Below are 9,777 nucleotides of genomic sequence, written 5' to 3'. Positions count from 1 at the left end.
TGGATCTTCCAGGCCTGGGCCTCGATCACCCCGGACAGCACTCGGGCGTGGAAGGCATTGATAGCCGCAGCCGCCTGATCGAACTGGGCGTGGATGGCACGGGCCTTCTCACTCCGCTCCGCCGGGTTCACGCTCCTCGCCATGTGCCACACCCCCCTTGATCCGAACCTTCGAACCTTCGATCTGCTGGTCGGTTTCCGTCCGGTTGTGCTACATCAATGGTGACAGCCGAACCAGCGCTTGCCATCACCCGCAGGGTTGGAGAAGACTCATGTTCGCCACCCGGACCCGGTGGCGTCCCAAGTGATCCACGCCCGGAACCGTGCGCACCCGCCAGGATGCGAGCCGCCTTCACGCCAGCCCCGGGGCCACCCGGCCCGAGGCACGCCGCAGACACCAGCCCTCCACACACCTCTTCGTCGCTGATGGCCTGAGCAGGGGATGCAGCGACCTGGTTGTCGGCCATCCGCCTTCACTCGCTCTCCTTCGGCGGTTGATCCACTACTTGTTGTCGATGTCGCGGAGGTTGAACGGGCCTAGCGCAGGAGCAGGTCGGTCAGGGCGAAGGCGAAGAGGGCTATGGCTATGAAGCCGTTGGCGGTGAAGAACGCCTTGTTGGCGCGGGAGAGGTCGTCCGGTTTGACGATCGTGTGCTCCCAGGCCAGGGCCGCTCCCACGATCGCCAGGCCGATCCAGTAGAGGACGCCGAATCCGGTCAGCACTCCGAACCAGGCGAAGGCCGCCCAGGCCACGGCGTGAGAGGCCGTCGAGGCGTGCAGGGCCGCCTTCACTCCCCAGCGGGCGGGAGTGGAGCGGACGCCGACGCGGCGGTCGACCTCGACGTCCTGGCAGGCGTAGATCAAGTCGAACCCGCCGATCCACAGGCCCACGGCCGCCCCGAGGACGATCGCGGGGGCGGCACCGTCGAAGGTGCCGGTGACCGCGAGCCACGCGCCGACGGGGGCGACCATCTGGGCCAGGCCCAGGATCGCGTGCGGGTAGTCGGTGAAGCGCTTGGCGTACGGGTAGACGATCAGGGGGGCGACGGCCAGGGGGCTCAGCGCCAGGCACAGCGGGTTCAGCAGCGCGGCCGAGGTCAGGAAGACCGCCAGGCTGACGGCGCATCCGATGTAGGCGGTGCGCAGCGAGACCTTGCCGGTGACCAGTTCGCGCTCGGCGGTGCGCGGGTTCTGGGCGTCGATCTTGCGGTCGATGATCCGGTTGGCGGCCATCGCCAAGGTGCGCGCCGAGACCATGGCCGTGGTCACCAGGACCAGGGCCTCCCAGCCGAACCGGCCTTCGGCGGTCATCGCCGTCAGCGCCGCCAGGTAGGCGAATGGCAGCGCGAACACCGAGTGCTCGAAGGCGACGAGCTTCAGGAAGTCTCTGGCCGGATTCGGCCTGGCCGCGATGGACACAGTGTTCACTCCGGTTCGGGGAGGCGAGCGGCTGGGCGGGGCGACGGGCTAGCCAAGGCCGTACTCTTTCCAGCGGCGGTCGACGGTGGCCTTGACCGCCGAGCTCATCCGCGTCTCCTCCGGCCAGCCGCGCGTGTAGCCCTCCTCGGGCCATTTCGCGGTCGCGTCGATGCCGGCCTTGCCGCCCCAGAACTGGTGGTACGAGGCGTGGTCGAGGTGGTCCACCGGGCCCTCGGTGAGCAGCAGGTCCCGGCTGTAGTCGGCGTTGCCCAGCGCCCGCCAGGCCACCTCCTGGTAGTCGTGCACGTCGCAGTCGGCGTCGACGACGACGATGAGCTTGGTCAGGCTCATCAGTTGCAGGCCCCAGATCGCGCTCATGATCTTCTGCGCGTGCTTGGGGTACTTCTTGTCGATCGAGACGATCACGCAGTTGTGGAAGCCGCCGGCCTCGGGCATGTCGTAGTCGACGATCTCGGGGATCATGATCTTGGCCAGCGGCAGGAAGATCCGCTCGGTGGCCTTGCCCAGGCCGCGGTCCTCCTGCGGCGGGGCCGAGGTGATGATCGTGTGGTAGATCGGGTCGTTGCGCATCGTCATGGTCTCGACGTGCATGATCGGGAACGGCTCGACCGGGGTGTAGAAGCCGGTGTGGTCGCCGAAGGGGCCCTCGGGGAGGCGCTCGGCCGGTTCGGCCCAGCCCTCGAGGACGATCTGCGAGGAGGCCGGGACCTGGAGCGGCACGGTCAGGCAGTCGACCATCTCGACCCGCTCGCCGCGCAGGAACCCGGCGAACAGGTACTCGTCGATGTCCGGCGGCAGGGGAGCGGTCGCGCAGTAGGCCATCACCGGGTCCGGGCCGATGGCGATCGCCACCGGCAGGCGCTCGCCGCGCTTCTCGGCCTCGGCGTAGTGGCCGGTGGAGTTCTTGTGGATCTGCCAGTGCAGGCCCAGGGTCCGCTCGTCGTGCTGCTGGAGCCGGTAGAGGCCGACGTTGCGCTTGCCGGTCTCCGGGTGCTTGGTGTGCGTCAGCCCGAAGTTGTGGAAGACGCCCCCGTCGCCGGGCCATACCTGCAGGCCCGGGAGCCGGTTCAGGTCGACCTCGTCGCCGGAGTAGACGACTTCCTGGCAGGGGGCGCGGCGCACCTTCTTGGGCGGCGCGGACTTCAGCTGGAGGAGCTTGCCGAGCCCGTCGCGGATGCCGGCCCAGCCGACCGGGAGCTCGGGCTTGGCCAGCTCGCCGATGCGGCGGCCGATCTCGTCGAGGTCGTCGACGCCGAGCGCGGCGGCCATCCGGGGGAACGTCCCGAACAGGTTGATCGCCAGCGGCATGCCTGACCCGGCGGGGTTCTCGAACAGCAGGGCCGGGCCCTCTTCGCGGATCACCCGCCGGGTGATCTCGGAGATCTCGAGGTTCGGATCGACCTCGGCGCTGACACGTTTGAGCTCGCCGTCGGCTTGGAGCGCGGCGAGGAACGACTGCAGGTCGTCATAAGGGAACTTCGCGGCCACGGAGCCCATTCAACCACCATCGCCCGCGGGGCGGGGTTGTCGGACCCCGGCGGTAGTTTTCCGTGTGACACACATTACGATACGGTACCGTATCGTTTCGAAAAGGCTTAGGCTGATCGCAACACCATCTGTTCAAGTCCACACGAAGTAAGGAAACCTTTCGTGTCTGAAACCCGTTCCGACTCGCCGGCGGCGGCCGAGCCCGAAGAGGACGCCGGCCACCCGCGGCGGTGGGCCATCCTCGCGGTCCTGGTCGTCAGCCTCATCGTCGTCGTCCTCGACAACACCGTCCTCAACGTCGCGATGAAGACCCTCGCCGACCCCGAGCACGGCGTCGGCGCCAGCCAGAGCGAACTGGCCTGGATGATCAACTCCTACACGCTCGTCTTCGCCGGGCTCCTGTTCGCCGCCGGCGTCATCGGCGACCGCGTCGGCCGCAAGCGAATGCTCCTGATCGGCCTCGTCGTCTTCGGCGCGGCCTCGCTGCTGTCGGCCTACTCGGCGAGCCCCGAGCAGCTCATCTGGTACCGGGCCCTCATGGGCGCCGGCGCGGCGATCATGATGCCCTCGACGCTCTCGCTGCTGCGCAACATCTTCTCCGCCAAGGAGTTCCCCAAGGCCCTCGGCATCTGGACCGGCGCGGTCGGCATCGGCGGCGCCATCGGCCCGATCGTCGGCGGCGCGCTCCTCGAGCGCTTCTGGTGGGGCTCGGTCTTCTTGATCAACGTCCCGATCGTGATCTTCGGCCTCATCGCCGTCCTCATCCTCGCCCCCGAGTCCACCGGCGGCAAGCCGCGGCCCGACTTCGTCGGCATGGGGCTGTCGATGCTCGGCCTGGTCAGCCTCACCTACGGCATCATCGAGGCCGGCGACAGCGGCTCGTGGACCGGCATCGAGGTCTGGGGCACCATCGCGCTCGGCGTGCTGGTCCTGGTCGGCTTCGTCCTGTGGGAGCGGCGCATCCCGCACGCCTCGCTGGACATGAAGCTGTTCAAGAACGCCCGGTTCTCGGCCTCTTCGGCGATCATCACGCTCACCTTCTTCGGGATGATGGGCCTGATGTTCTTCATGACCTTCTACCTCCAGCTGCTCAAGGGCTACACGCCGCTGGAGACCGGTCTGCTGTTCCTGCCGTTCGGCGCGTCCATGCTCGTGTTCGCCCCGCTGTCGAACACGATGGTCCAGCGCTTCGGCGCCAAGGCCGTCGGGATCGTCGCGATGCTGCTGGTGATGACCAACTTCGCGGTCACCGCCCTGGTCTTCGACGCCGACACCTCGGTCTGGGTCGTGATCGTGCTCTTCCTCATCACCGGCGCCGGCATGGCGAACCTCATGCCGCCGGCGATGAACACGCTCATGTCCTCGGTGCCGCGCGAGCAGGCCGGAGTCGGGTCCGCCCTGGCCAACACCCTGCGCCAGACCGGCGGCGCGCTCGGCGTGGCCGTGCTCGGCACGGTCATGGCCCAGTCCTACCGGTCCCAGATCACCGACGCCGCCCCGCAGCTGCCGGACGAGGCGCGCGAGTCCTACGCGGCCACGTACGGTGCGCTCGAGAGCGGCGCGGTGCCGCCCGAGGCGGTCGGCCCGGTCGCGCAGGCCGCGAACGACTCGTTCGTCACCGCCCTGCACGTCACCGCGTTCTCGGCCATCGGCGTCGCCGTGCTCGGCCTGATCATCATCGCCCTGTTCTTCCCCGGCAAGGGGCGCTCGGCGACCCCCGAACCCGGCGAGCAGAAGGCCGAACCGGCCATGAGCGAAGCCTGAGCGAGAATGATGCCGTGACACTCGAGCAGCTCGACGACGACCGGTGCCCGACGCGGCCGACCGGCAAGGGCCGGCCGCGCAGCGCCGCCGCCAGCCGCGCCATCATCGACGCCACCTTGGACCTGATCGCCGAGGAGGGCAAGATCGACGCGCTCACGGTGGAGGCCGTCGCCGAGCGCTCGGGGGTCTCCAAGGCCACGATCTACCGGCGCTGGCAGAGCCGCGAGGAGCTCATCGCCAGCGCCGTCGAGACCATCAAGTCCCCGATCGAGGTGGACCTGCCGCACGTTTCGGTGCGCGACGACCTGCTCCGCATCGCCAAGAACATCCGCAAGGACTTCACCGACCGGGAGCAGACGATCCTGGCGTGCGTGGCCATGGAGATCCGGACGAACCCGGAGTTCCGGCGCATCCACGAGGAGATCCACGAGCGGCGCCGGGCGCTGGTGCGCGGGGTCCTGCGCGCCGGGGTCGAGCGCGGCGAACTGCGGGAGGACATCGACCTGGACCTGGCCGTGGTCATGCTGGTCGCGCCGATCCTGTCGATCCAGGCGTACCGGCAGCATCCCGAGCTGCAGCGCGAGGACCTCGCCGAGTCGGTCATCGACCACCTGCTGCGGGGGCTCGACGCCGAATAGGCGGGGCCCCGCCGTCCCGCGGGGCCCCGCCGTTTATCGGAAGGAACCGAGAATCCGGTCTTCGGGAGCGGCCCGGCGGCCACTCACTTCCGCCGGGCCGTACTCCTCTTCTTTCTCTCTGCCTAGAGCGGCGGGTAGGCGTTCTCCAGCAGCTCGGCGAACTGCTCGGAGGACCAGTGGCCCGACAGCGGCATGTTGTCCCGGGCCCCGGAGGGGTTGTTCCCGTTGCGGACGTTGCCCTCGTAGTCGGGGTCGCACATCTCGTCGAAGCCCTTGCCCTCGTCGTTCGGGATCTCCTCGGAGGCGCCGTCGGACTCGCCCGGGGGCTTGATCCACACGTAGGCGTCGATGTTCGGTTCGGGGCTGGCCTGCGGCCGCTCGCCGAGGCCGGCACCGGCCTGGTTGCACCAGTTGCCCTTCTGGTAACGCTGGTCGATCCGCGACTCGTCGACGAAGGTCACCGGGTCGTCCGAGCTCGACGGACCGGTGGGGCGGTAGTCGCCGCCCCAGCCGTTGCGGCTGGTGTCGATGAGCATGCCGATGTCGGAGTTGTAGCCGTTGGCGATCAACTCCTCACGGAACGCCTGCGCGAAGTCGAGCTCGTTGTTGAAGTCGTTCCAGTCGACCCACGGCAGGTCCGGGTTCTGGTTCAGCGCCTGGCCGCCGACGTTCTGGTCGACCTCCCAGTAGGGCTCCTCCAGCGCCGAGTAGTTCGCGGTGTTGGTGATGAAGCCGGCGACATCGTCGGCGGTCATGCCGTTCATGCCGATGATCGAGCCCATCAGCGCCGCGGAGGCGTTGAAGTTGTCGTACTGCTCGTTGGAGTCCTCCCAGCCGATCCAGCCGTGGTGGCCGGCGTCGATGTAGTTGTACGCGTTCGGCAGCGCGCCCAGCTCGGCCGCGGCGTAGGAGATGCCGTCCTGGTAGTTGCCGTTGGCGGCCATCTCATCGCAGTTGTCCGTCGCGGTCTCGCGCGGGGAGACGTTGGTGACCAGGTTCGGCAGCGAGTCGATCTCGATCACGAAGACCTTCCTGAGGTCCTCGTATGCCGGGTCGTCGACGATGCTCGTGATCAGGTCGATGTACCCGCTCTTGTACTCGTCGATCTCGTCCGGGCCGAGCTCGCCGTTGGAGGCGAGGGCGGCGCAGTCGCGGCCGGGCAGGTTGTAGATGACGACCTGGATCAGATCGGCGTTCTGGTCGACCGCCTCGTCCAGGTGCTGCTCGAGGCTCCAGCCTCCGGTCGATCCCGGGTCGCCGTCGCCGGTCACGGTGCCGGTGGAGTCCATCCAGACGCCGGTCGGCTGGTCGGCGATGGCCTCCCCGCCGGGCTCGGCGGCGGCCTGGTCGGCCCACTGCGGGTTGACGTAGACCTGGGCCCCGTCATAGGGGTTGTCCAGCTGGTCGCCGTCGTTGTCGTCGTCATCGTCATCGTCGTCGGGGGTGGTCGGGTCGTCGTCGTCGACCTCGCCGTCGCAGACGATCCCGTTGATGGAGAACTCGCCGGGCGCGCCCGAGCTGCCGTTGGCGACGAAGCCGAACAGCTCGCTGGTCTGACCGGAGGCGACCGAGGCGTTCCAGCCCACGTCGGAGCCGTTGAAGGTGGAACCGCTCTGGCTCCAGTCGACGTTCCAGGCGCTGCTGACGGTGGTACCGGACGGGAAGTCCCAGGAGATGTCCCAGCCGTCGATCGCGTCACCGGCGGTGACGCTCACGTTGGCCTGGAACCCACTGCCCCAGTCGTTGACGACCTCGTACTCGACTTCGCAGCCTTCGTTGGCGAACACGGTGTTCGCCGAGGCGATCGTCAGGGCGCCGGCGCCGAGCGAGGCCACGGCGGCCGCGGTCACCGCCAGCCTCCTGCGCCTTCGATGTACTTGCATAATTCGATATCCTTCGTTCGTCGGGCCGCTCACTTCGGCGGCTCAGGATGGGGTTCCGTTGAGGTCGGTTCTCGTGAGATCTCTTCTGGGGGTCATCGTTCGCAGGGAAGCGCTCCCAAGCTTGTATTGATAATCTCCGATGTTTGACGGGGCTGTCAAGGCTTTCTGAGGGATATTTCCAATAGGTTTCCGCCTGAAAGCGCTTGATTCTGTGAAACCGCTCCCGCGCATCGTCCGAAGCCGCCGGTACGCACCGCGCCGGGGTCGCCGCTGCCCCGGACGCGCGGAACGCCGGTCCCCGCGCGCTCGGCCCGGATCGGTCCGGACTGGCTGCGCGGCACCGGCGTTCGAGGTGCACGTATCTGATAGGTTTTCGAGCCGTTAATTCGGCAGGCTCTGCCGGGTCCCGCGGGCCGCGGTTCGGTGGGGGCGGTCCGGGTCTCCTCTGGGGCCGGCCGCCGGGTCGCTAATGCGTGCTGTGGCCGGCTTCGAAGCCGGTCTGCGCCTCGGCGTCGCCCTCGAGCAGCGCGCGGACCTCGGACTCGCGGAACCGCCGGTGACCGCCGGGTGTCCGGATGCTGCCGATGCGACCGGCCGCGGCCCAGCGCGTGACGGTCTTGGGATCGACGCGGAACAGCGAGGCCACTTCGCCGGGTGTGAGTAGGCGGTCCTCGGTCTCCATGATTCCATCCTCCCCGTGATGAACACTCACTTCGTGCGGTTAAACCCATTACATCACTATTCAGTCAAACCTGCCATGAGTTCTTGGACATACTTTCGGTTGGTAGGTTTTGCCTGAAAGTACCAGGGATACGGCCGGTACGCGGGAAGACGGTTTCCCCGCGCAGGGAGTAAGCGGGCATCAGACAGTCAGAACGACCCGCCGCTCCCTATGGTTATCCTCGACGAGTGGACGAGATCGACCGGACCATCGTGAACCTGCTGCGCGCCGACGGGCGGACCTCCTACGCGGAGCTCGCCCGGCGGGTCGGGCTCACCGCGCCGTCGGTCCAGGACCGCGTCGCCAAGCTCGAGAAGAACGGCGTCATCACCGGCTACCAGGCCGTGGTCGACCCCGAGGCCATCGGACTCGGCATCACCGCCCTCATCGGCATCATCCCCGATTCCAGCGCCGACCACCTGGCGATCTGCGACAAGCTGGGCGCGATCGAGCAGATCGAGTCCTGCTACTTCCTGGCCGGGGTCGAGTGCTACCAGATCAAGGTCCGCGTCCCCAAGATGGCCGACCTGGAGCAGCTCATCCACCGCGTCGCGGGCATCGGCGGGGTCGCCCAGACCCGCACCACCATCACGCTCTCGACCAAGTGGGAGGACCGGCCCCAGCCGATCCCGACCGGCGAGGTCGAGCATGGAGTCGATTGACCGGTCCCACGACCGGGACTGGACGCACTGGGCGATCACGGCCGTCGCCGCCGACGCGAACCGCAGCGCCGACACCCACCTGCTGCCCTTCCCGTTGCCCGAGGAGTGGGGCGTCGACCTCTACCTCAAGGACGAGTCGGTCCACCCGACCGGCTCGCTCAAGCACCGCCTGGCCCGCTCGCTGTTCCTCTACGCGATCTGCAACGGCTGGCTCGGCGAGGGCACACCCGTCTTCGAGGCCTCCAGCGGCTCGACCGCCGTCAGCGAGGCCTACTTCGCGCGGATGCTCCGATTGCCGTTCACCGCGGTCATGCCCGCCTCGACCAGCCGGTCCAAGATCGCCCAGATCGAGTTCTACGGCGGCAAGGCCCACCTGGTGGGCGACCCGACCGCGGCCGTGTCCGAGGCCCGGCGCCTGGCCGGGGCGGCCGGCGGGCACTTCATGGACCAGTTCACCTACGCCGAGCGGGCCACCGACTGGCGCGGCAACAACAACATCGCCGAGTCGATCTTCGAGCAGATGCGGCTCGAACCGCACCCGGTGCCGGCCTGGATCGTGGTCGGCGCCGGCACCGGCGGGACCTCGGCGACCATCGGGCGCTACGTGCGCTACCAGTGCCACGCCACGCGGCTGTGCGTGGTCGACCCCGAGCGCTCGGCGTTCTTCGCCGGCTGGCGCGACGCCGACCCCGACGCGACCTCCGAGCACGGGTCCAGGATCGAGGGGATCGGGCGGCCGTGCGTCGAGCCGTCCTTCGTCCCCGACCTGGTCGACCGCATGGTCAAGGTGGACGACGCCGAGTCGATCGCGTGCCTGCGGTGGGCCTCGGAGCGCCTGGGGCGGCCGCTGGGCGGCTCGACCGGGACCAACCTCGTCGCGGCGCTGTCGATCATCGCCGAGATGCGCGAGGCCGGGCGCACCGGCAGCGTGGTGACCCTGCTGTGCGACTCCGGGCAGCGCTACCGCACGTCCTATTTCGACGACGAGTGGCTCGACGAGCAGGGCATCGACCTAGATCCGGCGCGCGAGCGGCTCGCGGGGCTGCTGCCGGGCTGACCGGCCGCGCCGCCGCGGTGGAAAGTATCGACATGTATTGACTTTTGTTGAGTCCGAGCGTAGCGTCTCGTTCCGTAGTAAGCGTTTGCCCTGGAATCCGCTCGCTGAATTGAAACGATTCAGGT

8 protein-coding genes are annotated in these 9,777 nt (G+C 68.3%); 4 read left to right on the top strand and 4 right to left on the bottom strand.

What is annotated here, in order from left to right; genetic code table 11:
- Positions 1-536: 536 nt before the first annotated feature.
- Entirely contained in the window at positions 537-1,427 is an 891-nt protein-coding gene (gene mqnP, locus JFB92_RS12790; protein WP_199039031.1) for a menaquinone biosynthesis prenyltransferase MqnP, read from the bottom strand.
- Positions 1,428-1,466: 39 nt separating this feature from the next.
- Positions 1,467-2,936: a menaquinone biosynthesis decarboxylase gene (locus tag JFB92_RS12785; RefSeq protein ID WP_199039028.1), complete on the bottom strand. Its 1,470-nt coding sequence runs from the start codon at positions 2,934-2,936 to the stop codon at positions 1,467-1,469.
- A gap of 153 nt (positions 2,937-3,089) precedes the next feature.
- Between JFB92_RS12785 and JFB92_RS12780 the strand changes: the two genes are divergently transcribed.
- On the top strand, positions 3,090-4,691 hold the full coding sequence (locus tag JFB92_RS12780) for an MFS transporter (protein WP_199039026.1): 1,602 nt from the start codon (positions 3,090-3,092) through the stop codon (positions 4,689-4,691).
- A 14-nt stretch (positions 4,692-4,705) separates the two neighbouring features.
- The gene (locus tag JFB92_RS12775; RefSeq protein ID WP_199039022.1) at positions 4,706-5,329 is read left to right on the top strand and encodes a TetR/AcrR family transcriptional regulator; all 624 of its coding nucleotides are present in this window, start codon (positions 4,706-4,708) and stop codon (positions 5,327-5,329) included.
- A gap of 122 nt (positions 5,330-5,451) precedes the next feature.
- Here the strand turns inward: JFB92_RS12775 and JFB92_RS12770 are convergent, their stop codons facing one another.
- Both JFB92_RS12770 and JFB92_RS12765 read right to left on the bottom strand, forming a co-directional pair.
- Positions 5,452-7,212 carry a glycoside hydrolase family 6 protein gene (locus tag JFB92_RS12770; protein ID WP_199039019.1) on the bottom strand — a complete coding sequence of 587 codons (1,761 nt, stop codon included), beginning with the start codon at positions 7,210-7,212 and terminating at the stop codon, positions 5,452-5,454.
- Positions 7,213-7,678: 466 nt separating this feature from the next.
- Complete coding sequence (locus tag JFB92_RS12765; protein ID WP_199039016.1) at positions 7,679-7,894, bottom strand: BldC family transcriptional regulator; 216 nt, start codon at positions 7,892-7,894, stop codon at positions 7,679-7,681.
- A 227-nt stretch (positions 7,895-8,121) separates the two neighbouring features.
- Here JFB92_RS12765 and JFB92_RS26610 point away from each other — a divergent pair, with 227 nt between their 5' ends.
- Positions 8,122-8,595: an Lrp/AsnC family transcriptional regulator gene (locus JFB92_RS26610; protein WP_199039013.1), complete on the top strand. Its 474-nt coding sequence runs from the start codon at positions 8,122-8,124 to the stop codon at positions 8,593-8,595.
- Positions 8,582-9,652 (top strand): PLP-dependent cysteine synthase family protein, encoded by a 1,071-nt coding sequence (locus tag JFB92_RS12755; RefSeq protein ID WP_199039009.1) that lies wholly within the window; start codon positions 8,582-8,584, stop codon positions 9,650-9,652. The genes JFB92_RS26610 and JFB92_RS12755 overlap by 14 nt, the downstream gene beginning before the upstream one ends.
- Positions 9,653-9,777 lie beyond the last annotated feature (125 nt).

Origin of the sequence: Glycomyces salinus (assembly GCF_016428645.1) — a bacterium.
Lineage (GTDB): Bacteria > Actinomycetota > Actinomycetes > Mycobacteriales > Micromonosporaceae > Glycomyces > Glycomyces salinus.
The sequence above is the reverse complement of the archived record's forward strand: the minus strand, read 5'-3'. Positions and strand labels throughout refer to the sequence as shown.